The organism is Rothia sp. CCM 9416 (genome assembly GCF_048513535.1).
Taxonomy (GTDB): Bacteria; Actinomycetota; Actinomycetes; order Actinomycetales; family Micrococcaceae; genus Rothia.
In genome coordinates, this window is sequence record NZ_JBLXXR010000006.1 from 1 (window position 1) to 25,601 (window position 25,601).

General features: G+C 57.8%; 22 protein-coding genes and 1 pseudogene. 18 read left to right on the plus strand and 5 right to left on the minus strand.

Going from position 1 to position 25,601, the window contains the following annotated elements; genetic code table 11:
- Positions 1-125: pseudogene (locus tag ACN080_RS04005) on the minus strand (metal-dependent transcriptional regulator); the annotation flags it as partial.
- 244 nt (positions 126-369) lie between these two features.
- Between ACN080_RS04005 and ACN080_RS04010 the strand changes: the two are divergent.
- Positions 370-1,209: an HAD family hydrolase gene (locus ACN080_RS04010; RefSeq protein WP_419113105.1), complete on the plus strand. Its 840-nt coding sequence runs from the start codon at positions 370-372 to the stop codon at positions 1,207-1,209.
- A gap of 109 nt (positions 1,210-1,318) precedes the next feature.
- Here the strand turns inward: ACN080_RS04010 and ACN080_RS04015 are convergent, their stop codons facing one another.
- The 3 genes from ACN080_RS04015 to ACN080_RS04025 are packed head-to-tail and all read right to left on the minus strand — an operon-like array spanning position 1,319 to position 6,546.
- The gene (locus ACN080_RS04015; RefSeq protein WP_419113106.1) at positions 1,319-1,960 is read right to left on the minus strand and encodes a recombinase RecJ; all 642 of its coding nucleotides are present in this window, start codon (positions 1,958-1,960) and stop codon (positions 1,319-1,321) included.
- A 37-nt stretch (positions 1,961-1,997) separates the two neighbouring features.
- The gene (locus ACN080_RS04020) at positions 1,998-2,735 is read right to left on the minus strand and encodes a hypothetical protein (protein ID WP_419113107.1); all 738 of its coding nucleotides are present in this window, start codon (positions 2,733-2,735) and stop codon (positions 1,998-2,000) included.
- A 1-nt stretch (position 2,736) separates the two neighbouring features.
- Positions 2,737-6,546, minus strand: coding sequence for an AAA domain-containing protein (locus ACN080_RS04025; protein WP_419113108.1), 3,810 nt, complete (start codon positions 6,544-6,546; stop codon positions 2,737-2,739).
- Positions 6,547-7,168: 622 nt separating this feature from the next.
- On the opposite strand from ACN080_RS04025, the gene ACN080_RS04030 reads away from it, so the two are divergent.
- Complete coding sequence (locus ACN080_RS04030; protein ID WP_419104156.1) at positions 7,169-8,290, plus strand: CAP domain-containing protein; 1,122 nt, start codon at positions 7,169-7,171, stop codon at positions 8,288-8,290.
- Between the two features lie 57 nt (positions 8,291-8,347).
- Here the strand turns inward: ACN080_RS04030 and dacB are convergent, their stop codons facing one another.
- A complete protein-coding gene (gene dacB / locus ACN080_RS04035) occupies positions 8,348-9,748 on the minus strand; it encodes a D-alanyl-D-alanine carboxypeptidase/D-alanyl-D-alanine-endopeptidase (RefSeq protein ID WP_419104157.1) in 1,401 nt (466 codons plus the stop codon).
- Positions 9,749-9,956: 208 nt separating this feature from the next.
- Here dacB and ppa point away from each other — a divergent pair, with 208 nt between their 5' ends.
- From ppa to panC, 16 genes are all read left to right on the plus strand, one after another.
- Positions 9,957-10,481, plus strand: coding sequence for an inorganic diphosphatase (gene ppa, locus ACN080_RS04040; RefSeq protein WP_419104158.1), 525 nt, complete (start codon positions 9,957-9,959; stop codon positions 10,479-10,481).
- 143 nt (positions 10,482-10,624) lie between these two features.
- The gene (locus tag ACN080_RS04045; protein WP_419104159.1) at positions 10,625-11,770 is read left to right on the plus strand and encodes a zinc-dependent metalloprotease; all 1,146 of its coding nucleotides are present in this window, start codon (positions 10,625-10,627) and stop codon (positions 11,768-11,770) included.
- Positions 11,754-12,944, plus strand: a complete 1,191-nt coding sequence (tilS, locus tag ACN080_RS04050) for a tRNA lysidine(34) synthetase TilS (protein WP_419104160.1) — start codon at positions 11,754-11,756, stop codon at positions 12,942-12,944. The genes ACN080_RS04045 and tilS overlap by 17 nt, the downstream gene beginning before the upstream one ends.
- A gap of 83 nt (positions 12,945-13,027) precedes the next feature.
- Positions 13,028-13,579 carry a hypoxanthine phosphoribosyltransferase gene (gene hpt, locus ACN080_RS04055; protein ID WP_419113109.1) on the plus strand — a complete coding sequence of 184 codons (552 nt, stop codon included), beginning with the start codon at positions 13,028-13,030 and terminating at the stop codon, positions 13,577-13,579.
- 240 nt (positions 13,580-13,819) lie between these two features.
- Positions 13,820-15,967: an ATP-dependent zinc metalloprotease FtsH gene (gene ftsH, locus ACN080_RS04060; RefSeq protein WP_419104161.1), complete on the plus strand. Its 2,148-nt coding sequence runs from the start codon at positions 13,820-13,822 to the stop codon at positions 15,965-15,967.
- Positions 15,958-16,524, plus strand: coding sequence for a GTP cyclohydrolase I FolE (folE, locus tag ACN080_RS04065; protein WP_419099012.1), 567 nt, complete (start codon positions 15,958-15,960; stop codon positions 16,522-16,524). Before ftsH ends, folE begins: the two co-directional genes overlap by 10 nt.
- Before the next feature lie 248 nt (positions 16,525-16,772).
- Positions 16,773-17,669, plus strand: coding sequence for a dihydropteroate synthase (gene folP, locus ACN080_RS04070; protein WP_419104162.1), 897 nt, complete (start codon positions 16,773-16,775; stop codon positions 17,667-17,669).
- A gap of 252 nt (positions 17,670-17,921) precedes the next feature.
- A complete protein-coding gene (gene folB, locus ACN080_RS04075; RefSeq protein WP_419099014.1) occupies positions 17,922-18,335 on the plus strand; it encodes a dihydroneopterin aldolase in 414 nt (137 codons plus the stop codon).
- Positions 18,325-18,831, plus strand: a complete 507-nt coding sequence (folK, locus tag ACN080_RS04080; RefSeq protein WP_419099015.1) for a 2-amino-4-hydroxy-6-hydroxymethyldihydropteridine diphosphokinase — start codon at positions 18,325-18,327, stop codon at positions 18,829-18,831. The genes folB and folK overlap by 11 nt, the downstream gene beginning before the upstream one ends.
- A 44-nt stretch (positions 18,832-18,875) precedes the next feature.
- Positions 18,876-19,349, plus strand: a complete 474-nt coding sequence (locus tag ACN080_RS04085; protein ID WP_419104163.1) for a DUF3180 domain-containing protein — start codon at positions 18,876-18,878, stop codon at positions 19,347-19,349.
- A 12-nt stretch (positions 19,350-19,361) separates the two neighbouring features.
- A complete protein-coding gene (locus ACN080_RS04090) occupies positions 19,362-20,030 on the plus strand; it encodes a PH domain-containing protein (protein WP_419104164.1) in 669 nt (222 codons plus the stop codon).
- Positions 20,030-21,592 (plus strand): PH domain-containing protein, encoded by a 1,563-nt coding sequence (locus tag ACN080_RS04095; protein ID WP_419104165.1) that lies wholly within the window; start codon positions 20,030-20,032, stop codon positions 21,590-21,592. Before ACN080_RS04090 ends, ACN080_RS04095 begins: the two co-directional genes overlap by 1 nt.
- A gap of 11 nt (positions 21,593-21,603) precedes the next feature.
- Complete coding sequence (locus ACN080_RS04100; RefSeq protein ID WP_419104166.1) at positions 21,604-22,281, plus strand: ABC transporter ATP-binding protein; 678 nt, start codon at positions 21,604-21,606, stop codon at positions 22,279-22,281.
- Positions 22,271-23,647 (plus strand): hypothetical protein, encoded by a 1,377-nt coding sequence (locus ACN080_RS04105; RefSeq protein ID WP_419113110.1) that lies wholly within the window; start codon positions 22,271-22,273, stop codon positions 23,645-23,647. The genes ACN080_RS04100 and ACN080_RS04105 overlap by 11 nt, the downstream gene beginning before the upstream one ends.
- 51 nt (positions 23,648-23,698) lie before the next feature.
- A complete protein-coding gene (locus ACN080_RS04110) occupies positions 23,699-24,595 on the plus strand; it encodes a Rossmann-like and DUF2520 domain-containing protein (RefSeq protein WP_419099021.1) in 897 nt (298 codons plus the stop codon).
- Positions 24,596-24,686: 91 nt separating this feature from the next.
- Positions 24,687-25,553 carry a pantoate--beta-alanine ligase gene (gene panC, locus ACN080_RS04115; protein ID WP_419099441.1) on the plus strand — a complete coding sequence of 289 codons (867 nt, stop codon included), beginning with the start codon at positions 24,687-24,689 and terminating at the stop codon, positions 25,551-25,553.
- Positions 25,554-25,601: the final 48 nt, after the last annotated feature.

Consider the following 25,601-nt stretch of genomic DNA (forward strand, 5'->3'; position numbering starts at 1 on the left):
GATTGCCGCACTCCGGCTCGGGAGGCTATCACGGAGGTACTAGCCGGTTCTGAAGAATGTTCGGTAATGCTCCAGATAATTTTTAGGTAGTTTTGGGTGCTCTCAGAAAGGTCAGCTAAAGACATGTTCTCTAGTTTAAGGCCTCTGGCCCCCCATAAACCTTTAGGCCCTGCCTTGCTTCTATTTTCACCGGAGAGATTTTCTGTATAGTCTGGTCAGGGGTGGGCGGCTAAAGAGGCCATGAACCTTGCTGGCATAGCTAGTGGCTGGGGCCAGCTGATAGGGGGCCTACCCTGTGGCAAGGCGATGCACCCGGTGCAAGAACCTGACCTGAGAGACGGAGATAGAGTGATAGACAGCATTAAAGATATGAAAACCCTGCCCTTGCGGCAGTCTGACTGGCGGAAAGAGCCGGGGGTCCACTACCTGGTGGCCCTTGACGTGGATGGGACCTTGGTTAACCACGATGGGAAGATGAGTGAAGCCGTCAAAGAAGCGACCAGACAGGTAGCTGAGGCCGGGCACCATGTAGTGATCTCCACCGGCCGCTCCCTAGGCGCTACCCTGCCTATTGCTCAGCTCATAGGCCTTGATAGGGGTTATACCGTATGCTCCAATGGGGCTGTTACTGTGAGCATAGATCCAGGGGCAGAGGGGGGCTATCGGGTCGTTAACAAGGTCAGTTTTGATCCTTCCTCAGCCATTACAACCATCAAGGAGCGTCTGCCTCAGGCATCTTTGGCTTTGGAGGCCCCCGACGGCACCGTTTATGCTACTGATAATTTTGAAGACTGGTCCTTTGGGGTTAAGACCACTAAAGTAAGCCGTACCCAGATGGCCGCTATGGACTCAGCGGTGCGCGTAGTTGTTTGTTCACCTGAGGACACTCCCGCCGATTTTAAGGAAGTCATTAGCAACCTGGGCCTCAGCGGGGTCAATTACGCTGTAGGTTGGAGCGCCTGGCTAGATATCTCTCCAGAAGATGTCTCTAAGGCAACAGCCCTCGAAGAGATCAGGCAAGGATTGGGCGTCAAGCCAGAGCACACCATCGCTATTGGCGACGGCCTCAACGACCGCGAAATGATTCAATGGGCTGCCCGTGGTGTGGCTATGGGTCAGGCCCTGCCAGAGGTCGCGGAGCTCGCTACAGATGTGACTTTATCGGTCTATGACGATGGCGTGGTGCCTATCATCCGGGAGCTACTCTAAGAGAGAAAATGCAGTGCTTTACCCGGAGCATACGGTGGAACCATGACCCTCAAAAGTGGGTAAAACTGTCCAGAAGAAAAAGTCGGTTGACCTGACAAGCTAGGTCGTTCTAGCGTCTGGGCCGCTGGTGGGTTCCCTGCGGGGCACGGTTGAGTTCATCCATGAGCTCGGCAAGCAGTACGCGGGAGGCCAACTCCTCATGCCAGTAGGCCCTGACCAGGGTCTTACTGACCGCCTGGGAACTGATACCGAGCGCTGCCGCTACTGCCTTCTGCTGGCCACGTACCCCGGGCACAATCAGGTCAAGAACACGCCACTCTGCTTCGGTGCGGGCCGCTGCCACCCGGTAGAGCAGACGCAGGAGGCCGGTTACCCGGTCGGCGCGGACGGCGGAATCACCGGCGGCGTGCAGACAAATACCGCGCGGTGGTGCACCGGTCTGTGCCTGCTCAACGGCTGACCGCGACAGGCTCAAAGCGGGCCCCGAACACTCCGGGGTACTTACCGCCCCCAGGGCGGCGGCAAACCGGGGCTGGGCTAGCTCACCGACACCAATACCCACCCAAAAACTCGCCTGACGCGCCCCCAAGAGGGCAGCGGCTAGAGAATCCTCGCTGGTGGCAAATGCGCCCTGTAGCTCATCCGGGTAGGTCTGAGTAAACGCTACTGCCGGGTGCAACTGATCAAGGCGGGACTCCAAGGCGGCCAAGTCAGCATGTTTCGAACGTGCAATAAAGGTCAGTACAAACACAATTCTAAGTATGCCCTACTGACAGCCCTATAGGGGGTTAGTTTTTGTCCCAAAAAAGGGTTTCAGCATCCACTCCGGCAAGAAAGAGTTCTTCTTCTAGCGGCCGCCGGCACTCTATCGGCAGGCAAATGCTGCTACAGGTCAGATCATAGCCCATATAGGCGACCATCCGATCAAAACCGGTTCGCTCCCGCGCCAGTTCGCGGCACAGACGGACTATCTGTTTAAGGTCAGGGGCAGAGCCAAAGACCCAGAAGGAGGTATTACTGGTCAGCTGGAAAAGCCCGAGCGGCTGATTACCGCCAGGGGTTTCCCGCACCCTCACCCAACCACCGGCAGGGTCTGGCTCACCGCCCCCCTCGTAGGGGGCAAGCGGGTCAATAGACCAAGCTCTAGAGCGTTCTAGCCAATCTGGTAGCTGGGGCATATAGAGGGTGTCATCGCAGCCTGCACCCCAGCTCGCGGCATTGAAAGCCCTAGCGTACATGGCAGACCAGAACTCACTACTGGCGCAATCCACGCCCACACTGTTGAGCTGGTCAGCCTTGCTGGGAAGATCGAACTGTTCGGCGGCGACGCTAAAGTTTTCGGGATTGGTCATAGAGAGATCAGCCAGGTAGGCCTGGTCCCAATAGGTGGGCCTGGTCCTGTAGCCTTGCTCGATGAGGCGCTCGTTAATGCGGTGCAGGTAGCGGGCTTCCCCCAGGGCCACGGTCTGACCCTCGAAGTGGAAGATGTAGGGGCCGCGTTTACGGCTGGTGGGTTTGAGGTTCACGTTAACTCCCGGTGGATGAGAAATCGGTCGTAGAAGCAGGCGGCGGAAGCGCAGGCAGGGATTGGGCAGCCTGTTCAAGTCGAATGAAAGCGCCGAGCTGGGCCAGGGATTCTGGGCTGGCAGGTAAGAAGTCGGTAAAACGGTCGGAGCAGACCACCACAGCCGCCCACATGCCACGGGACAGAGCGACATTCAACCTATTGGGCGAGAGCAGGAAGTCTGTTCCGCGGGGGCTATCCCCGGCACTGGATGCTGCCATCGACATAATCACCACAGGTGCCTCCTGGCCTTGGAACTTATCGACTGTACCCACACGGACACCCTTGCCTTCTGCGTCAGTTAATCCTGACTCAACCAGAGCAGAACGAATCATATCTACCTGTGCGTTGTAGGCGGCAACAACAATGATGTCCTCGGGTTCTAAGGGGCCTGCCTGCTCTGGTTTCTGACGGTTAGGGGTCCACATCTGCCCCATAAAACTTCGCGCCAGAGAAATAACTTCGGCTGTTTCCTCGGGCGAGAAAGTGGAGTTTCCGCTGTGTTCCACAGTGCGCAGGTAGACTCCAGGTGCCCAACCGTCCAGGTGACGCTGTTCCCCCACGGGTGCAGAAATCAGCTTACCCTCGTAGGAAAGTTCAGATACCGGGGCGCAGAGAGCCGGGTGCATGCGCCAGCTCATATCCAAGAAATAACCGAACTCAGCAGGTAACACGGACCGGCCTGCAGAGAGCCAGCCCAGGGCTGACTCGTCCACGGGGTAGGGGTGGGCACCCTGGGTCACCTGGGGGAGCTGGGCAGGGTCCCCCAGGAGCAAAAGGTTCTTAGCGGACCGGGCCACCGCCAGGGTATTGGCCAGTGAGTACTGGCCGGCTTCATCAATGACCAGCAGGTCAAGACTTTCCCCACGGAACTTACGGTCGGAGGCAAAGTCCCAGGCTGTGCCGCCAAAAATTCGGCCTCCGGGTTCGTCCATAAACCGAGTGACGTCCGCATTACTGACCTCCCGCCAGGGAAAGTCGGGGGTCTGGCTCTTACCCGCACCCTTGGCTACCGCATCGGGGTCAACCTGACCATTCTTGATACAGCCCAGGAGCATGTTCTCTACCACCGCGTGGGACTGGGCCACAATGCCCACCTTCCAGCCGGAGTCCACCAGCCTGCCGATCACATGTGACCCCACAAAGGTCTTACCCGAACCGGGCGGTCCCTGCACCGCCAGATAGGACCGCTTAAGCCGGCTCACTGCCCGGTAGATAGCCTGCGCCCCCGCCAGAGAGCCGTGGCTCTCCACGAACTCACTGGGCTGAGGTAGCTCACCACCGCCGGTCAGGCGGGGTGGGGTCCGCAGGATCAGGTCGGTACCCGCTGACTGCGGTAGCTCGGGCAAAGACCGTGCAGTCCGCAAGGCAAGCTCAGCTAGCGACTGCTCCTGAGCACGTGTAGGAATAGGCTGGCCAGGAGTAATCGCCAAGGGAAGCTGAGCATAAGGACTGGCAGCTTCCTCCCCAAAACCCCGTAGGGTTTCCCGTACCGTCAGCTTTACCAGGTGCGGCTGACCGGCCTGTTCCTCGGGAATTTCCGCAAGCTCCACAATCTCGGTATTAAATGCTCCCGCCCGTTCTGGCTCAACCGGCAGAACCCCCTCATGCAGAGCCGCATAGGTCAGAGCCTGCTGACGAGCCTCCACCTCCAGGAAAGGGGGAAAGGGACGCGCGTACATAGCAAACAGGTTACTGTTGCCCACCTTGACCGAAGACCCCGGAGCCAACCTTGCCACCCCGCTGAGCACACGCGAAACCGACCTGGCACCTTCGGGCTTATGCCAGTCACTCACGACAGACAGCCTGCCCAGCAGAAGAATGTCTCGGGTATCTTCCCAATCCTCCAGCGGGGCCGTGAGCCGGTTAAAGTGATCCCACCAAAACTGGCGGCGCTCGCGGCGGTGGTAGCCGGTCGCGGCGGCCACCATCGCGATAGCTTGCCTGGTGCCCTCTAACTGGGTGCCTTCTACCTGGCCCCCAGAATCAACAGCCTGTACAAACCGGCGGAGTTCGCGCTCTTCTGCGCTTTCATCTTCAGCTCGCCCAGCCTGCACCAGGAGGTCATTAACATCAACCAGGGGAGCAGGTTGGGCTATCTCCTGATCAACGGAGCGGCCCGCCAGTCCAAGGAGCCAGGCCCGCAACTGGAGTAGAGAGAGGCCGGTGCGGTAGGAATCACGAGACAGAGCGGCCTCCATCGCTGATACCCGCTCAACCTGACCATCGGCCTGCGCCTGACAGTAGTCGGCATAGACGGTAGCGGGTATGTCGAGTTTCTCTTCTAGTCCGCTCAGGTAGAGCGGTTCCAGCGCTGCCAGGTCGGATGTCCCGGTGCTGACCCGCATAGCCCGCCGCATGACCTCGGACAGATCCACCAGCACGTTCTCCCGTTGGAGGTCGGTCAGGTAAGCCTCCCCGGAACCGTGCAGGGACACGAGTTCTTGGAGGGTAGCCAAGGTAGAAGCGCCAAAATAGTAGACCCTCAGCCCGGGGTGGAGCTGACGCTGGTGGTGAATCATGCTGAGGGCATCGGTCAGCAGACGGTTTTCCGCTGACCTGCTCTGCGCCCAGAAATGGCTAAAACTGGGTTGCTCACCGGGATCTTCTGGCAGATGAACTGCCGCAAAAGAATAGGTGAGCCCCCACATCAGCACCGGGTTTGTAGCCTGCTCGTCGCGCCAGAAAGGATCGCTACGGAGGGATATAAAGAGATCTCCTGCGCTGGCACGGGGAAGCAGCCGCAGAGCCTGGCGAGGGAGAAGCTTGTAGGTGACCTCATCTTCGACACCATTACGGCGGAAAGTGGCTCGACCATCGGGTTGGGCTACCCCCGTTTGAAGAGCCGCCTGCTCCGCATAGCGGCGCACAAAGCCGGGGAGCTGCTTATTGCCGGCCAAAGTCGCCAGCTCATCGATGGTGGTGATACCGCACCTCTCATAGATGGCTTGCCGAGTGCGGGGGTTCATACCGGCGGTCAGGAGCATATCTCGGTGAAGACGCACCATTTCTAAGCAAATATCGCACCGCCCGCACCGGCTCAGAGCTGGCCCCAACCCTTGAGTCTGCCAGCTCACCGGAGCCTGGCCCTCTAGTCGATGGGCGGCGGTGAGGGACTGAAAGCGCTCTCGCTTCTCCTCAAAGACAGGGGTTATAGTTGCCAGCTCGTGCAGAGATTCAACACCGTTGCCCAGAATCAAGGAAACCTGAGGGTCAAGGCTTATACCCTCACGGTGGAGCTGGTCTGCATAGGCAGCTAGCTGAAGGAGGGCGGGCACACGGGCAGTACGAGCCAGTTTGCTATCAACTACACGATAGGTACCGTTTTCTTGTTTAACCAGAAAGTCTGCTCGCCCGTGGAACTCCCCATCAAAGAAAGAAGCCTGGAAGACCACATCTGCACCTGCATGCAGGGCCATGAGGGTCTCATCTCGCTTGGCCTGCAGATCTTGCCTGCTGTAGCTGGTAGGTGGCTCAACCTGATAGACACCGCTCCCTGTCAGCTCGTTCCAGGGGCCATACTGGTTAAGGAAGTCTGCCAGCACTCTTTCTTCATGGGCTTGGCCAAGGGCGGCGGCGCGGGATCGCTGTATATTTTCGCTTATCTCTATACGGGGAAGCCGGCCAAGTGCCTGATCGAGAGCGTAGAGAGTAGCAAACTGGCATTGGGCAGATAGAACTATATCTGTGGCTGAGTAGATGAGGTCTTGCCCGACAGGTTCAAGCCGCGCCTCTTGCTCTGCATAGGTAGTTTCTGAGTCAATAAAGAACATCTTGCTCCTTGGGTTTCCTGTACCCAAGGCTAGCAAGGGTGGCTGACAGTTTAAGCGTCTGGGTGCCATCAAAAGGTTCGGACCAATGCTATAAACATGGAACACTTGTTCTAATAATTTACTAATTGGTATCGAACATAAACTTAGAGACAATAACTCCTTTTATCAAACGGGATAAACACGTAATCCCTTGAATGGCTATGTCCTGCGCCACGAATCAATGCTTTCGGGCACCCTGTGGGTTGAATTGGGGGTGCCTTTATTTTGTTAAGCAGTTGTTGAAGGGGGAAATATTGATTGTGCGGAGCTTCGATGTTCTCGCATGTCAAGGGCTTATTGGCCTGCTTGAGAGGTGAGGTTTTGTATAGTCGCCACGCGGAAGTAGCTTTAATTTTTTGGTTAATTACCGTCTGCCAGGAATATATGTATAACTGCAGATTATTAGGCCCTGAAAAGGCAAAATACTCTCCAGGAGTCTTCTTCTGCGATTGGGGAGCTCTGAATGATTATGGTTCTAGACTCAAAAAATCATGTGAAAAGAGTAAAAATCAGGTCACGATTCTATAAAGTTGTGTTCAGAAAATTTATCTGCTCACTCATTGCACAAGAAAAAGGAGCCAGCATGAAGAGTCTTCTTAAAACTGCACGCGCAGTTCGGCCCACTCGTCGACAGGCTGCAATCCTTACTCTCTCCGGCCTGGCTGCCGGCTCTGCCATGACTTCTGCCTCAGCCGCTGCTTCAGATATCCGTAGAGTATCTCACGACCGGCTTGCTGCCGATCAGCAGACCCTACTCGACCTTATTAACGCCTACCGTGCCCAGTATGGGCTAGCTCCGGTTAAGCACTCGGCGACCGTGGCAGGAGTTATGGAAGGCGAGGCAATCCGCCAGTTCAAAGCGGGTTACTTCTCCCACGGTACCGAATTTATTTACAATGCTAAGGTTCAGGGCTATAGCTTCGTTCGTGAGGTTATTGCCCTCTCCTACAATGACGACCTCAACCAGCTCCTGAACTTCTGGAAGAGCTCTCCCCCTCACCGCGCTGCCATCCTATCCCCCTACGCAAACGTCATCGGTATTGGCTTCTGCTACGGCTACGGCAGCTCACTGCCTTGGCGTGTACTGGGCAATGTGGGTATCTACCGCTACGAATCAGGCCGCGGCCCCAACGACTACGTTTCTACCATCACCGCCGCTGAACCGGTAGGGCCAGTACCCGAACCGACTGAAGACAGTAGCTTGGTTAAGGGTGTCATTGGGCAGTACTACTACCAGCACGGTGGGGAAGGTGCTTTTGGGCAACCGCTAGGTGAGCAGTTCGGTTCAGTAGGTGGGGGCCTCATTCAGAACTTCTCCAAGCACCAAACCATCTACTGGTCCCCCCAGTACGGAGCCCAGCACGTCTACTGGCCCGGTGCGATTGGTAATAAGTTTGCCCGCAACCGGTACGAATTTAACTGGGGCTACCCCATGAACTCTGAGTACAGCTACATGGGCAGTATGCGTCAAGATTTTGCGCGCGGAGGTTACGTGACTTCTGTCTACTGGACCCCGCGTACAGGAGCACGTGCAATTGCTGGTCGGGGGGCAATCTCTCGTCGTTGGTATGCCATGGGCGGCCCTAGCGTTTTAGGTTTCCCTGTTACCGACGAGACTCGCTGGGCCGATGGGGTAGTTCGCGTCACCTTTGAAAGCGGTACTACCATCAACTGGACCTGGCGCAGCGGAACCTGGGTGAGCTAAGACCGGAACGGCCAAGGAATAAAACCCGCACCTAGACAAGTAGGTGCGGGTTTTTGTCTAGCGGTCGGTGAGTGTAGCGGCAAATCGGTCTATCGTGCTCTTAGCGGCTCTTGTATCGTCAAGATCGTTCATGATGACGGAGAAGACCAGCACCCGCCCTGAGCCGGTGACGGTGTAACCGGTGAGTGAGAGCACGCTGTTGAGTGTGCCCGTCTTTGCTCTCACCAGGCCGCGGCCGGCGACCTCATCGGCATCGTTGAACCGGGTAGCCAGGCCTAGCGTTCCGCTATAGCCTGCAACGGGGAGCCCTTCAAGGGCAAGGCGTTCGGAAGCGCTACCTATGACCGCCCGCAGGGCTAGCTGGGTGAGCAGGTCGCTGCTGACCCGGTTATTCATGGAGAGGCCGCTGATATCTTTTTGGGTGTATGAGGTGGGTAAACCAGCTTCAGCCAGAATAGTTCTAACGGCATCAATGGCACCTCGGGTAGAGCCGTCACCGCCTGTGACTACCGAGAGATTACGGCCCAGGTTTTCAGCCAGGCTGTTATCCGATTCCAGCATCATATGCGCTGACTGCTCAGCTAGGGTAGCTGATTCCACCGCTGCCAATTCTGTTCCTTGAAGGTGTTCCTCGGTGGTGAACCCGGCCGTAAAGCTCAGCCCTTCTGCCTGGCCCAGCCGGTTCAGGGCTGCTATGAAGCTCTGGTGGACCTCTGCGGGGGCATTCTTGGGGCGGTTGGTGCTGGCGGCTGAGCCGTCTGCTGTGGGGGAGTAGTGGGAGTAAAAAGCCAGGGGTGTCACGGCACTGATAAAACCTGACTCAATATCCTCTTGGGCCCACTCACTGTTAAAGGAGTCCCCAGCAAAGACCCCTATATCAAGGTTGACAGCCAAGCTCTGCTTGGTGGTTCCTTGAGCCTTGAGGGCATCGATAGTGCGCTGGGCGAGAGTCTCAATGCCGGCGTGACCGACAACAGCGGTTGGGGTTGATTCGCCGGGAACCAGGAGACTGTCACCGCCGGAGACCAGTGTTAGGGTAGCGGGGTCGTTGAGCTCAACAGAGGTTTTGAGGCGAGCTTGGGGCGCGGTTGCCAGGACGGCATAGTCCACCAGGAGCTTCATATTCGATGCGGGGATACGAGATGCATGGGCATCGCGACTGTAGAGTACCTGCCCACTTTCGGCATCAACTACCTGGGCTGAGACTGTTCCTTGGCCTAACGAACCCAGAACCTGGTCAATATCGGCCTTTAGAGTCGCAGTATCTACGGGGGTGCCAGCCGATACCGCTTCAAGAGCGGGTTGGGTGCTCTCAAGGGTGGGGGCTAGGGCCTGCTGCTGAAGACGGTCAGCCTCCTGCCAGCGGGGGAGCGCCCACATGCCCGCTGCGCTGCAACCGGCAATCAGCATACCGGTCAGTGCCCAAGCCAGAAGCGGGCGTTGGCGAGAAGCAGTCATATAACCTCCGTATGTATCGGTCCCTTAGCGCAGATGCGTGTCCTCTATATAGGTTATATGTAGCGGGCGTAAGCTACCGGCTGGCTTGCCCGGCCTGCTATGACAAACCGTTCCCGCGTAATACGGGTGACACCAGCGCGCCTATCAGGGGAAAAACACTGAGCATGCCTGTTCTCGGATAGACTAATAAGCTGGACCGGCCGCTCTTATGCGGACCTTTGTACACCACTCAACCAGGAGGTTCCCCTTGGAACTCGATGTCACTATTGAAATTAACCGTGGTTCCCGCGTCAAGTACGAAATTGACCACGAAACCGGCCGTCTGCGTCTGGACCGCGTACTGTTCACCTCCATGCAGTACCCCACCGCCTACGGCTACTTTGAGAACACCCTCGGTGAAGACGGCGACCCGCTGGATGCCATGGTCATTCTCGATGTTGACCTTGTTCCCGGCGTACTGGTTGAAGCACGCCCCATCGGTGTCTTCCGTATGACCGACGAGGCCGGTGGCGACGATAAGGTTCTGTGTGTACCCGCTGACAAGCGCTATGACCATATTCAGGAAGTCGGCGATGTTGCCGACCAGCTCAAGGACGAAATCAAGCACTTCTTTGAGCGCTACAAGGACCTGGAACCCGGCAAGTGGGTTAAGGGTGAGGGCTGGGAAGACCGTGCCTTTGCCGAGAAGCTGGTTGCAGAAGCCCAGGAGCGCTTCAAGCAGGAAGGCCACTAAGGCCTCTCTGTCTCTTACAGGGGAAACCCTAGAAGAGCCAAGGTTAAAGACCTAGATATTCAAGCCCATTGTGAGCCCAGGGGGACTGGCCACAATGGGCTTGATGTTTATGCGGTGAAATCAACCCGGTAAAGTGGGTTCTCATGAAGGCATCATCTAGCCCCGCTAAGCTCCCCGTCAATCTCTCTCTGGCCCACAAGGTCGCTGGTTTCCTGGCCCCGGCTGGCCCCCGCGCCCAGGCCCAGGCCAAGCGTAAGGCCGTCGAAGAAATGCGGTACGCGGCGGTAGCAGCTGTAGACCATGTGTACGCCATTACCGGCCTTGAGGCGGCCGCCAACCTGCACGATTCTGAGGTCCTGGTCCTTGACCGCCCCACCTGGGTTAAAGCTAATACCCAATCCTTTGACGTGATGCTGGGCCTGATTGCCCAGGAGGTACTGGGGGAGCGGCTATCCCGTCTATCGACTCTTGAACAGGCCTTCACTGAGACCGGTGGAGCAGCCGAGCTAGGTGGCGTCTTGGCTTTTCTTTCGACCCGTGTGCTGGGCCAGTACGACCCCTTTGCCGCTCTTGCCGGGCACGGGCCAAGCGGCGGCCGCCTGATGATCGTAGCGCCCAACCTGATGATGCTGGAAAAAGAGCTGAACCTTGACCCGGCAGATTTTAGGCTCTGGGTTGCTCTGCACGAGCAGACCCACCGGGTTCAGTTTGCCGCCGCCCCCTGGCTCCGCGACTATCTGCTCAACCTCATTCACCAGCTGGGGCATGAGCTGGGCCAAGCGACCGATAACCTGCCCGAGCGGATTGCCTCCGCCGCCACCGGCACGGTGCGTAGCATGAAAGAACACCAGGCCCCTGGGGAAGGCAAGGAACCCCGCCCCGCCGGGGCCACCCTGCTTCTGAGCGACCGGGGGCGTGAGCTCATGGAGGCAGTAACCGGTGTGATGAGCCTGATGGAAGGCCATGCCAATGTGGTGATGGACTCGGTCGATGCCAGCATCGTCCCCAGCGTCAAGACAATTCGCCGCCGCTTTGAACAGCGGAGCAAGAACCAGGGTTTCTTCCCGCGTTTTATGAGCAAACTTCTGGGTATGGATGCCAAGCTGGCCCAGTACAAGAACGGGCAGAAGTTTGTGCAGGCTCTTGTTGACCGGGTGGGTATGGACAGCTTCAACCGTATCTGGGAGGGCCCCGAGAACCTGCCCACGGTCAAAGAAATTCATGAGCCTATGCTCTGGGTTGAGCGGGTCCTTGGGCAGGAGACTAAGGCTGATGGCCAAGATGCGTAAGAGCCGCCTGAACCCGGTGGTGGGGGCCGCCCGCCGCGAAGTGGCCCGCGTCCTCGACAGTATTTTTGGTGTAGGCACAGTTGCACCCACCGGTAGTGCACCGTCTACCGGCACTGAAAACGCCCCCCTTATCCTTGCCGCTGTGAGTGGTGGCCCCGACTCCTTGGCTCTGGCTAGCCTGCTGGCGCATTTCAACCGGCGGGGCGATATCCGGGTGGGGGCTATCGTGGTAGATCACCAGCTTCAAGCCGGCTCAGCGGAGGTCGCCGCAGACACCGCCCAGACACTAACAGGTATGGGCTTGAACCCGGTACTGGTGCGTACCGTTCAGGTAGCAGAGAGTAAGGAAGGCCCCGAGATGGCCGCCCGCCTAGCCCGCTACGGCGCCTTTAAAGAGGCTGCCGCTGAAACCGGCGCTGGGGCCATAGCCCTGGGGCATACTCTCGACGATCAGGCTGAAACTGTTTTGCTGGGTCTAGCCCGGGGCTCCGGAACCCGTTCCCTGGCGGGTATGCCTGTCTGGCGGCAGGACGGAGGCACCGGCTACCTGCGCCCCCTGCTGGCCCTGCGCCGGGCAGATATCGATCAGATTTGCCGGGCTGAGGGGCTAGAACCCTGGAATGACCCCACCAACATAGACCAGAGTTTGATGCGGGCTAAGGTACGGCACAGTATTCTGCCCTACCTTGAAGAGCACCTGGGCGGTGGTGTTGCCCTTTCCCTGGCGCGAACCGCCGCAATCACCGGTGCAGATAGCAACTACCTGGACCGGGCCGCCCGCCAGGCCCTGGATAGCGTACTGGTGAGAGCAGAGGAACTAGCGCCTACCCCCCAAGAACTTGCCCAGCGGCTAGCACCGGCACTGGCTGCGCCCCTAGACGGCTCCCACCGGTGTGTCTTCCTTGACCGGGCTAGTCTGGCCGATCTGCACCCAGCCCTGCGTACCCGCGTCCTAGCCCTGGCTCTGGCGCAGGCTGGGGGTCAGTCCGTTAGTTTTGAGCGCTTGGCCGCCCTAGAAACCTTCACCCGGGAACATTCTGTGGCAGGGCCACTCCAGCTCCCTGGCCACGTTAAGGCTTATCGCCGCCGCCCCGGCCTTACCCTCAAGCGGGGACGACAAGAAATAAACCTCAAGAAAACCGGCCTCATCGTTTTACTCAACACCGCCCCATAAACCATACTTAAGAGTGAACGTATGCCTTACCCAATCCCCACGGTAGGGTACTTTCCTCTTTTACCCCAGCAGAAAGATCAACTGTGGACGCACTCGATGTACAGAAAGACATTAAGCACGTTCTCTTCACCAAAGAAGAGATCGACGCCAAAATCAAGGAGCTAGCCGCTCAGATTGATAAGGACTACCAAGGGCGGGACGTCCTGCTTGTTGGCGTGCTTAAGGGTGCCATTATGGTAGTTGCTGATCTTTCGCGCGCCCTCAAAGCTCACTACACCATGGACTGGATGGCAGTCTCCTCCTACGGTTCGGGCACCAAGTCCTCCGGTGTGGTCCGTATTCTCAAAGATCTGGATACCGACTTGACCGGCCGCGATGTGCTTATCGTTGAGGACATCATCGACTCGGGCCTAACCCTCAAATGGCTCCAACAGAACCTGGTCTCTCGCGGCGCTTCCTCCGTGGAAATCTGCACTCTGCTCCGCAAGCCCAAGAGCGTGAAGACCGACGTTGAGGTCAAGTACGTTGGCTGGGATATCGAACCTGAGTTCGTGGTGGGTTATGGCCTGGACTTTGCCGAGTGTTACCGCAACCTTGATTGCATCGTAACCCTGGCACCCCACGTCTACTCCTAAGAGCTAAGGGGAGCTTCAGGTCAGGGGCGGAGGCTCACACTCCGCCCCTGACCTGTACCCGGGAGCTTGCCCCCTTTAGCCCTGAGGTGAAAAATCAGAACTAGGGAGCAAGCAGCCGGTAAGTTTAGGTACATTAGATAGGTCTGAGGCTCACTGCACCCAAAAACCGGGGTGCAGAGCAACCAAAGTTGCGGGGGGATTCAAGCAACCCCCGCACCATCATGTGTGGAAGGCGCGGCTGTGCAGAAAACGGATAACACCCCTGACCCCAAGCAAAAGGGGTTCTTCGGCAAGCTCATTTCTGGGCCCTGGTTCTGGGTTCTCATGGCTTTGCTGATCGCTGTTCCTATGCTGTTTGCCAATTCCATGGCAGCATCATCGCGCGTTGACACCAACGTTGGTATTGGCCTGCTGAATGACCACAAGGTAGTCAGCGCCAAAATTTATGACGGCGACCAGCGCGTTGACCTGGAACTCAAAGATGACTACGTCAATGCTGCTGGTGATAATCAGGGTAAGTCGGTGAGCTTCTACTATGTTGCCCCCCGAGCCGCAGATGTCATTACAGCTATGGATGATGCCTCACTTGAGTCCTACACCGACCAGCCGGTGCAGACTAACTGGTTTACCTCCACACTCTACATGATTCTGCCCTTTGTCATCATGGTGGGCCTTTTCTGGCTCATCATGTCCCGTATGGGCGGCGGCAGCTCACAGATTATGAACTTCTCCAAGTCGCGCGCTAAGAAGTTCAACAAAGATAACCCCACCGTCCGCTTCGCCGATGTCGCAGGCGTGGACGAGGCCCTGGCCGAACTCGAAGAGGTCCGCGAATTCCTGGCCGAACCCGAGAAGTTTACCCGCCTGGGTGCAAAAATCCCCAAGGGCGTTCTGCTCTACGGCCCTCCCGGTACCGGTAAGACCCTGCTCGCTAAAGCAGTTGCGGGCGAAGCCGGTGTGCCCTTCTACTCCATCTCCGGCTCCGACTTCGTTGAAATGTTCGTGGGTGTGGGTGCCTCGCGTGTGCGGGACCTTTTCAAGGAAGCCAAGACCAACAAGGCCGCCATTATCTTTGTGGACGAAATCGACGCTGTAGGCCGCCAGCGCGGCATCGGCATGGGTGGCGGTAACGACGAGCGTGAGCAGACCCTCAACCAGCTCCTAGTTGAGATGGACGGTTTCGACGGTAGCTCCAACATCATCGTTATTGCGGCAACCAACCGCCCCGACGTTCTTGACCCCGCCCTGTTGCGCCCTGGCCGTTTCGACCGCCAGGTAGGGGTTGACGCCCCCGACCTTAAGGGTCGCCAGCGAATCCTGGAAGTGCACGCCGCAGGTAAGCCTATCGACCGCCGCGTAGAGCTGGCCTCCGTCGCTAAGCGCACACCCGGCTTCACCGGTGCAGACCTGGCAAACGTCATGAACGAAGCCGCCCTGCTTACCGCCCGCGACGGCGGGAACGTCATTGACGAGCGCGCCATCGACGAGGCCATTGACCGTGTCATGGCTGGCCCCCAGCGATCCTCACGCATCATGAAGGAGCACGAACGCAAGGTCACCGCCTACCACGAAGGCGGCCACGCCCTGGTCGCGGCGGCCCTACGTAACTCAGCCCCGGTCACCAAGATTACGATTCTTCCCCGTGGCCGTGCCCTGGGCTACACCATGGTCATGCCCCAGGACGACAAGTACTCCACCACTCGCAACGAGCTACTGGATCAGATGGCCTACGCTATGGGTGGCCGTGCAGCCGAAGAAATTGTCTTCCACGACCCCTCCACCGGCGCCTCCAACGACATTCAGAAGGCCACTGATACCGCCCGCAAGATGGTCACCGAATACGGTATGAGCACCAAGGTAGGCTCCGTGCGCCTGGTCGCCAAGGAATCCGACCCCTTCCTGGGTGGTGGCTCCGGTGGCGGCAACCAGCACTCCGACCAGCTGGCCTTTACCGTTGACCAGGAGGTTCACGACCTGCTCTCTATGGCTCACGATGAGGCCCACGAAATCCTCATGGAGAACCGTGACGTGCTGGATACCCTGGCTTACGCCCTACTCGAGCGCGAAACCCTGCTAGAGAACGAAATCGCCGAAATCTTCAAGGATGTCCGCAAGCGCCCCGAGCGCGCCCAGTGGCTGTCCAAGGAGAACCGCGAAATCTCAACTCTCCCCCCGGTCCTGGCCCCGAGCGAACGTGAAGCCGCCGAGCAGGCTAAGGCAGAGAACACCCCTGAGCAGGGCGAAACTGCTGAGCCCGCAGACCAGCAGGGTATCGTTCAGCAGCCCGTAGTTGACCCTATGGGACCCGGCAACCCGCACCCCGGTGCCGCTGGCCCCGACGGCAACCCAGATATCGACCCCTTGGGTGGCAATCGCTCATGGCAGTAGACCAACCGCGTATTGAAGCTGCCGTCCGTGAAATCCTCCTTGCCATCGGTGAGGATCCTGAGCGTGATGGCCTGCTTGAAACCCCGGCACGCGTGGCTAGGGCCTACGAGGAAATGTTCTCCGGCCTGCACCAGGATGCCGGTCAGCTCCTGAGCACCACTTTCGATATCGACCATTCCGAGCTGGTCCTGGTCAAGGACATTCCTTTCTACTCCACCTGCGAGCACCACCTGGTTCCTTTCTACGGGACCGCCCACATCGGCTATATTCCCGGTGGCGACGGTAAAGTTACCGGCCTGTCTAAGCTGGCCCGCCTGGTCGATCTGTACGCCAAGCGCCCGCAGGTACAGGAGCGGCTGACAACTCAGGTCATTGAGGCACTGGTTGAACACCTGAACCCCGCCGGGGCTATCGTAGTTATGCAGGCTGAGCACATGTGCATGTCCATGCGTGGGGTGCGCAAGCCTGGCGCTAAGACCGTGACAAGTGCGGTGCGCGGTGCTCTACGTGACCCTGCCACTCGTGCTGAGGCGATGAGTTTAATGAACGCTTCGTAGGCTTTTATAGAGCTCAATACCGTTCCTGCCAACACCCTTAAACGCCAGCCCCGAGCCAGTTGGCGGGAACGGTATTGAGCTTGAGACGGCACCACCCCCCCACACCCTTATAGACCAGCCCCGAGCCAGTTAGCGGCTATAGCAAGCCCTCGTAACTTAGCCCAAGTAGCATTGAACCAGGCACCGGTGATAGAGCCGGTGCCTTTCTTTCTGCTTTTAGACCGGGCGCACAGTGTTACGCTGAAACCATGACTCTTCCCCACGCCCACGGCTCCTTTGAGAACCTGCCCACTGACCGCACCCTGATTATGGGGATTCTTAACGTAACCCCCGATTCTTTCTCGGACGGGGGGCTTTACGACGACCCCGCCGCCGCTGTTGGCCACGCCCGCAAACTGGTAGCCCAGGGGGCAGACATCATCGATATTGGCGGTGAATCGACCCGCCCCGGCGCTATTCGTGTACCTCTGGCCGAGGAACAGCGCCGCGTCCTACCTGTGGTCGAAGCCCTGGTTGCCGAGGGCATTGTCATATCCGTGGACACCCTCAACCCCGAGACCGCACGAGCTGCCGTTGAAGCCGGTGCGCATATCATCAACGATGTTGCGGGCATGAGCCTGCGTGAGGATATGGTGTCCACCGTAGCCGAATTGGGTGTGCCCTACATTCTGATGCACGCGCGCGGCACCTCCCAGAACATGGATACCCAAGCCACCTACACCAATGTGGTTGAGGAAGTGCTGGGGGAGCTCTTCGTGCTGCGTGAGCGTCTACTAGCCGGGGGAGTAGCACCAGAGAACATCATTCTTGACCCCGGCCCTGGTTTTGCCAAGCAGGGGGATCAGAACTGGCAGGTTCTAGCGGCCACTGAGCAACTGGCCGAGCAGGGGCACAGGGTACTGGTTGCTGGTTCTCGCAAACGCTTTATCGCCCGCCTTCTGCAGGAACTCGATGCTGCCACAAACGGGCTAGACCTAGAAAAAGTGACCGAACGGTCGGCTACCGAACGGGACATCGCTTCTGCCGCTCTTTCCCTCTTGGCTGCCGATGCTGGTGCCTGGGCTGTACGTGTTCATGATGTGCAGGCAACAGCCGATGCGCTGGCCGTACGAACCGCCTGGTTAGAGGCAACACGAGGTAGCTGAAAGCACAGAATAAGGCCTGACATAGAGTCGTCATATATAAAAATGTATATGTGACTTTAAGCGCTTTAGGGTGGCCTGCGCGCTGGGTGCGGTTAGGTTTATAGCCCTTGAAAAATGGGGCATCTAGCGCCTCTAGGCCTACCTTGTGCAGATCAAGCCCGTCCTCCGGTGCCCTCCCCGCAGGGTGCATAATTGCAGACAAAAGCGCCGGCGCTTTTCTGAGTCGGCGGCTACTTTCGGTGAAAGGTACCCATGCAAGATCAGAGCTCTTCGCGTGCAACTGTTCGGGACTATTCGCGCGCCGACCGTATCACCCTCACCGGCGTCGGTGGAGTGGGCTATCACGGGGTACTTGAGTCAGAGAAACAGACGGGGCAGCCCTTCTTCGTTGATGTCACCATGTTCACCGATTTCACCCGGGCAGCAGCTACCGACGATGTTGCCCACACCGTTAACTACGCAGAAGTAGCGGAGACGATTAGAGCTGTCATCACCGGTGAGTCGCTCGACTTGATTGAGACACTAGCCGAACAGCTGGCCCGAACAATCCTAGAACAGTTCCCTCTGCTCGCTGTTGAACTGACCGTACATAAACCGAAGGCTCCCATCGAAGTGACCTTCGCCGATGTTTCGGTCACGATTTTTAGGGAGAATAATGCCCGTTAAAGCTATCCTTGCCCTGGGGTCAAACCTGGGGGACAGTGAAGAAACTCTGGTGCGGGCTATTGCCGATATCTGCTCCCACGAAAAAATTACCGTTACTAAAATTTCACCTATAGCTATTACAGCGCCTGTGGGTGGGCCAGCAGACCAAGATGACTACGCAAATATGGTTGTTGAGGTTGAAACCTCACTCAGACCCTTCCAACTTTTGGAGTACGCTCAGCAGATTGAGCAGAAGCATCACCGTGTGCGCGATGTCCGCTGGGGGCCTCGCACTCTTGACATAGACATTATTGATATTGCCTCTATTCAGATGGATGATCCTGAGCTGACCTTGCCTCACCCGCGGGCTGCTGAGAGGGCTTTTGTCCTAGAACCCTGGGCTCGTATGGATCCTGATGCGCTTCTGCTGGGAGAACCTGTACGGGATCTAGCTGACCGCGCTGAGGATATTGGGGGGATCCGCGAATTCCATCCTGCCCCGGTGGTGTGCCTATGAGGCTGAGGAGCCGGGCACTTGCCCTCACCTTCGCCCTAGGGGTTTTGACAGGTTCGGTTTTTAACCTCTTGAGCATCAAGATGGGGGGCCGTGAGCTATCCCTACCCGCCCTTATTGTGCTGGTTTGCCTCATTGTAGGCACGGTGGCCCTGTACTGGGGCCGCCAGGTTGCTCAATACAGCCGGGTCGAAACCCGTAATCAGGCAACTAACATGACCCCGCTCTTTGCGGCTCGGGTCGCTGTTTTCGCTCAGGCTATGGCTCTGACCGGGGCGCTCATGATGGGCTGGCAGGTAGCGATTTTGGTCTATCAGTTGGGTTTAACCGGGGCTCGTGCCACCTGGTCACCCCTGGTCGATACTCTGTGTGCCCTAGCCGGTGGGCTCATTCTCTTGGTGTGCGGAATCCTTGTTGAGAACTGGTGCAAGATTCCGCCGAACGACGACGAACCCGGAGGCGGACTAACAGAGGCTGCCCCACAGCCAGGTCCCCTGGGCCGCACTAGCGATAAAACGTAGACTGTAGGGGGAATGGGGTCGGTTTATGGCCCCTTCCGCAGGTTTGACTCTGATGCAACCGAGGCAGAAAAGGGTGGTATAAGCATGGACGATATCTCGTGGACTCAGCCTTCCCCTAACCGGGCAGAGCAAAAGCTCTTCAGCCCGACCTTGCCTCCCTTGGATCTGGACGGCGCTGGCCGGGGTGTTGGTACCTTGCCGGAGGTCTCCTGGAAAGGTGTTTCTACCCGTTATGTTCGGGTGCGTCTGATAGCCCGCCTGATATGGTCTCTTGGGCTGACAGGAGCTGCTTTCTTACCGTTAGTTTTTACCCGGTTTCTGGGCTGGTGGGACTGGCCTCTCTGGCTGTCTTACCTGCTTCCTGCTTTGGTTCTTGCCCTGAACATCTGGCTCACTCTTCTGGTTAAAGGGCAGGTGCTGGCGCTTGGTTACAGCGAACGTCAGGACCACCTGCTGGTGCGGCGGGGCCTGATGTTCCGTTCGGTGACCGCTATACCCTATGGGCGCATCCAGTATATTGATGTGACTTCCGGCCCTATCCTCAACGCCCTGAACCTAGCAAATGTAGAGGTGCGGACTGCGGCCAACAGCACCACCGTCCCCGGGCTAGACCGTAGGATTGCGGAGAACCTACGCGAGGTCCTGACCGACCTGTCCGATGCCAAGATGGTTGGTCTCTAATGGCAGAGTCGCGCACAGAGCATACTGAGCATACAGAGCATACAGAGCAACAGTGCGAGCCTGAACCCGTGAAGCTGGTCTGGCAGCGTGCTCACCCGCTATCCCCTCTGGTGAAGGCCTGGCTGCTTATCTTTATCTTCTTCTTTACCATTGGGCGTCATGCGGTGGAAAGCCTGCTGTCGGGGGAATTTGATGCTGACCCCAGCGCCCGCCTTAAGAGTGGGCCCCCGGACACAGCGCTTTTTGCCTGGACCGCTGTATTTGGCACCTACTGGTATCTTGCGGCCCTGCTGGCTCTCTTTCTAATTTTCTTTATCCCCATGATGAGCCAGTGGTTCTTCTACCGTTTTGCGGTGGATGGGCAGAACCTCTATCTCAAGAGCGGGGCAATTTTCCGCACCGAACGAAAAGCACGGTTGGATAGGGTGCAGTCTATTGACGTCAACCGTCCCTTTGCGGCCCGTCTGCTGGGGCTGGCAGAGCTTAAGTTTGATGTGGCCGATGGTGATTCCTCTGCTCTCAAGGTTGAGTATCTGAGCTACCGCCGTGCCCGTCAGCTTCGCGATGAGCTCTTAGCTCAGGTTGGCTCCCTCAAAGCTCCTGCCCAGACTGTAGCCGGTGAAGCCGCTACTCTCCCTGCGCAGGGGGAGAAGCACCTTTCTGAGCCTTTAGTCCAGCACCTGACCGAGAATTTTATGGGTCTTACAGGTGAGGATGAGCGCCTTATTGTTAAAGTGCCTCTGGGCCGCCTGATTGGTTCCCTGGTTTTTAACTTTGGTTGGGGGCTGGGTCTGCTTATTGGCATAGGCCTAAGCGCATTTATGGTGTCAGCTGACTGGGGTATCGGCACTATCATCACGTCTAATCTTGCTGTGATTCTGGGCGTTTTCGCGGGAGCTTTGAAGCGGTTGAATACCGGCTTTAACTTTTCGCTGTCTACGAGTTCTAGCGGCTTGAAGACCCGTTATGGCCTGTGGGACACCACCACGCAGACCCTGCCGGCCGGTAGGGTCCAGCGCCTGCAGGTGGAGCAACCTTTCCTCTGGCGGTTTTTCGGCTGGTATCGGGTTAGGGTGACGCTGGCGGGTAAAAGCGAATTGGATGAACAGGCTACCGGTGAGCTTTTGCCGGTGGGCACCTTTGACGATGTTCTTGCTATTGTCCAGCTCATTCTGCCTGCTTTGAGCCAGGGTGGAGTATCCATTGGGCATCTGCGTGAAGGCTTGGGCGCTCTTGAGGGCCGTGCTGGTTTTACGGTTTCTCCTGCTTCGGCTCGTGTTTTTGACTGGTTTACTTACCGGTATAACGGTTTCTTGCAGACTCCTGAGTTCTTGCTGGTTCGTTCGGGTCGGTGGCATCGGCGGTTTGGCATGGTGCCTCATAGGAAAATCCAGGGGGTTGCTTTGCGGCAGGGGCCCTGGCAAAGGCGTCTAGGTCTTGCCCACCTAGAGGTGTCGGTGGCGGGGAGTGCCTTAGGGACACGCGTATCTCACCTTGATGCAGAGGTCGCGCGATCCTTGCTGGTTCGTCAATCCCAGCTTGCTGTGCTTGAGCGCATGTAGAGTGTATATTCATGAGCGAACAATCCTTACTTATGGATCGGGCGGCCAAGTCATACCGCGATAACTTCATTTTTTCGGAGATATCCGTGACCTTTGAGCCGGGTACCTACTCCACTCTGGTCGGCCCCAACGGTTCGGGTAAATCGACCTTTATGAGTTGCCTGCTTCAGCAGGAAGAATTGACTGAGGGGCATGTGGTCCTGGATGGACAGCCTATTACTTCAGCTTCTCCAGAGTTTCGCCTGCAGGTTTTTGGTATCAATGATTCTGTGGGTTGGCTACCCGGAGTGACGGTGGGCCAGCACCTTGAGATGATTGCCTCCCAGGGGCCTGCTCTTGCCCAGGAGCTGGGGTTTGACCCTGCACAACTGCTGAGCGCGCGTGATGCCCTCGAAGAGCTAGGTGTACCCCAAGCCTACGACAGGGAGGCCTTCACCCTAAGCTCTGGCCAGGAACAGCGTTCTAAACTGGCCTCCTTGCTGGTGCGTCCAGCCCGCTATTACTTCCTGGACGAGCCAGAAAAACGCCTTGATAGGCGGGGTATTGAGTGGGTGGCCGCCTGGGCACAGGAACAAACCGCCCAAGGCCGGGCTGTCTGCCTAGCTACCCACGAACCCAGCCTTAATATGCTCCCCGGAACCCGTAAGCTCACCTTCCCCCTGCTCTTAGATGAGTCCCATGAAAACTAAAATCACCGACAGGTTTGTTGATCTCTATAACCTAAGCTTTTACCTGCTGGTGATGCTAGCGCTGGTGGGCTCAATCTCGTACGCCCTCAAACAGCTCAGGGGCCACTACCTCTACTTCACGCTCGATGACGCTCAGGCTCCCGGCTTTTTCCTGGGTGCCCTGCTTATAGTGGTGGCCGCCTTCGTGACCGTTCTGGGCTTACTAGGCCCGGTAGCTTACTCACCCTCCCAGCTTTTCTGGCGCTATTCCGGTCTTATCCCTGCCAGCAAGAACCCCTGGAAACAACCTGCCATGTGGGGTGCCCTGGGGCTATGGGCGCTGGTAGTGACATCATTTGCCATCATTTTTACGCCCCTAACACCCCCGCAGCTCTGTGCAGTGCTAACTGCGGCCTGCCTGTATGGTGCTGTGCTGGTTCACGGAGCAATCGGTGTTCAGGCCAGCGGGCACTGGCGGCTACTGGCAGGCTGGGGCGTTCTAGCTTTAGTAACCGGTCTGGGACTGGTCCTTGCGACCACCTGTGATTTACTACCCGGCTACGACCCCACAAGTACGGCCCAGCTCTGCGCGGCGGGAATCTTGGGTAGCGGCTTTCTGGGCGCGCTGGCCTATGGTCTTGCCGGTACCAGAACGAACCTGACCTGGTACGCCCTCACCAGCGCTTACGGGCGTAGCGCTATCCTCTTTCAGGGGCTCCGCAACCTGGGCGGGGCAGACGGCTACCGCTACTACGGCTCCCAGAGTGTACGGTTCAGAAGGCGGGTGCTCTCGGCTCGCCCACTCCTACTGTCTTTGGCTGCTTTAGCTGATAGCACCGGCCCTTTCTTCCTCATCCTTGTTCTCACCATTCCCTTCGCTATCCTGGGTGGAGTTGCCCTGGGGCAGGCTGGTGCCAGTGTGGTGATTGCAGTTGGGGCCTGGATGGTGGCAAGCCTCTACCGCTGGCTGACCCGCGAGTGGGCGGCCAACCTTCCCCTGCGCGGCTGGCTCTCAGCGCCCTACTTTTCTACCGTCCTGGGCTTTGCCGGAGGAGCCACCCTTGCGGCTTCCTGCTATGTTCTGGTGATGGCTCTGATCTTCCAGCTGCCGCTACTTTCTGCCCTGACCGGTTTTATCTTTGGCCTAGCTACCGCACTCGGTGAACACAACCCACCCTTGACCTATAACTACGACCTGGTCATAACCCTGCCCGAGGGGCTGGTTATCCCTATTGAACCGGCCTCTGCACTTTTCCGTGTGATGCTGGAGATTCTCTCGGTAAGTCTGCTTTTAGGGATTGGTAAGCCTTGGGCTGTTCTTATCCCGCTAGGTATTCTGGGTTCTCGCCTCTACGAGCACTACCGCAAGGGCCACCCCGCACACTAGACTTCGGCAGGTAGACTGGGCAGGTCAGTGTCATCGGCAGAAAGAAAGACCATGAACAGCCCCATTAGACCGGCCCGCCTCAAGATCGGTCTTATCAGCGCCGGCAAAGTCGGTGCGGTACTGGGCGCGGCACTGCGGTCAGCCGGCCACACCATCGCCGGCCTTCACGCGGTTTCTGAAGCCTCCCGCACCCGGGCCGATGCCCTGCTTCCCGGGGTTCCCGTGCTGACCGTCCCCGAAATTATCGAGCAGAGCGAAGTAATCCTGCTAGCAGTTCCCGATGATGCCCTCCCCGGCCTTGTCACAGGAATAGCCCAGACAGACGGTTGGCGTAGCGGCCAAATCCTGATTCACACCTCGGGCCGCCACGGTACAAACGTCCTGGCCCCGGCAACAGCCCAGGGCGCTATCGGTCTTGCCATTCACCCGGCCATGACCTTTACCGGGCTTTCCCTTGACCTGGCGCGGCTGAACTCCACCAGCTTCGGGGTGACTGGCCCAGCCCCCTTCCTTCCCATTGCCCAGGCGCTCGCCGTTGAGATGGGTGGGGAACCCGTCATCATTGCTGAGGGGGACCGGCCGCTCTACCACGCGGCCTTAGCCCACGGCGCTAATCACCTGGTAACAGTCACCGGCCAGGCACTCCAAATTCTGAGTTCTATAGGTATTGAAAATCCCGCCCGCTACATTGAGCCGCTCCTGAGGGCCTCCCTGGATAACGCTCTTGCCTCGGGGGAGAACGCCCTGACTGGCCCAGTAGTTCGGGGTGACGCTCATACCGTTGCGGCACATGCCCAGACTTTGGCAAACTATGCCCTGGAAGAAGGCGCAGAAGATATTCCTACTGCCTACCTTGCCCTAGCCAAGGCGACTGCCCAGAGAGCATACACTCGCGGGGCACTAACTCAAGAGCAGTACCATAGTGTCTTGAGCGCACTTGCCGGGTAAACTGGGAGAGCGCAAAAAACCGAAAGGAAACCTCGCCACCGTGACGAGCCAAATCCCCATCGCACACACTATCTCCGATCTCGCCCGTGAAATGCTTCTTTCTATGACCACGGCAACAGCACAGGTTGAGAAAAATGGAGCCGCAAAGTCTAAGAAGAAACTCAGCGTTGGCTACGTAGCCACCATGGGGGCCCTCCATGAGGGGCACGCCACCCTGATTCGTCGTGCCCGTGAACAGAACGATCTTGTTGTTCTCTCGATTTTTGTGAACCCCCTTCAGTTCGGTCCCGGTGAAGATTTTGAGCATTACCCTAGGACCCTTCAAGCAGATGCTGAGCTAGCCGCTCAGGCAGGGGTTGACGTAATTTTCGCTCCTCAGGTAGAAGATATCTACCCCGGCGGCAATCCGAAAATTACCGTCTCGTCGGGCAAGCTGGGCACCCTCTTTGAGGGGAAAACCCGCCCCGGGCACTTCGACGGTGCCTTGACTGTTGTCAATAAGTTCTTCAATATCCTTAAGCCCATGGTGGGGCAGGCTACCCTCAACGCCTACTTTGGGCAGAAGGACGCCCAGCAGCTGGCTCTGATACAGCGCATGGTCAAAGATTTCAACCACGAGGTTGTTATTAAGCCTGTGCCGATTGTTCGTGCCGATGACGGTTTGGCGCTATCCTCCCGAAATCAGTACCTGAGCGCCGAAGAACGCGAATCTGCTCTGGTGCTCTCCCGCACTCTGGCTACCCTGCGTGAGCAGTACATCACCGGGGCTTTCTCTCCGGAGCAGGTTGAGCGGGCCCGCCAAACGATTGATAAGACCGACGGTGTCCGCCTGGACTACCTCGAAGTAGTCGATACTGACACCTTTGAGGCCCCCCTTGATGAGAGCGGACGTGTCCTAGCGCTCGTAGCTGCCTACGTAGGCAATACCCGCCTCATCGATAACATGGAAATCAACTAAGAATCTTTTATCATCAACCTCAGAACAGGTACATCATTGACTGAACAG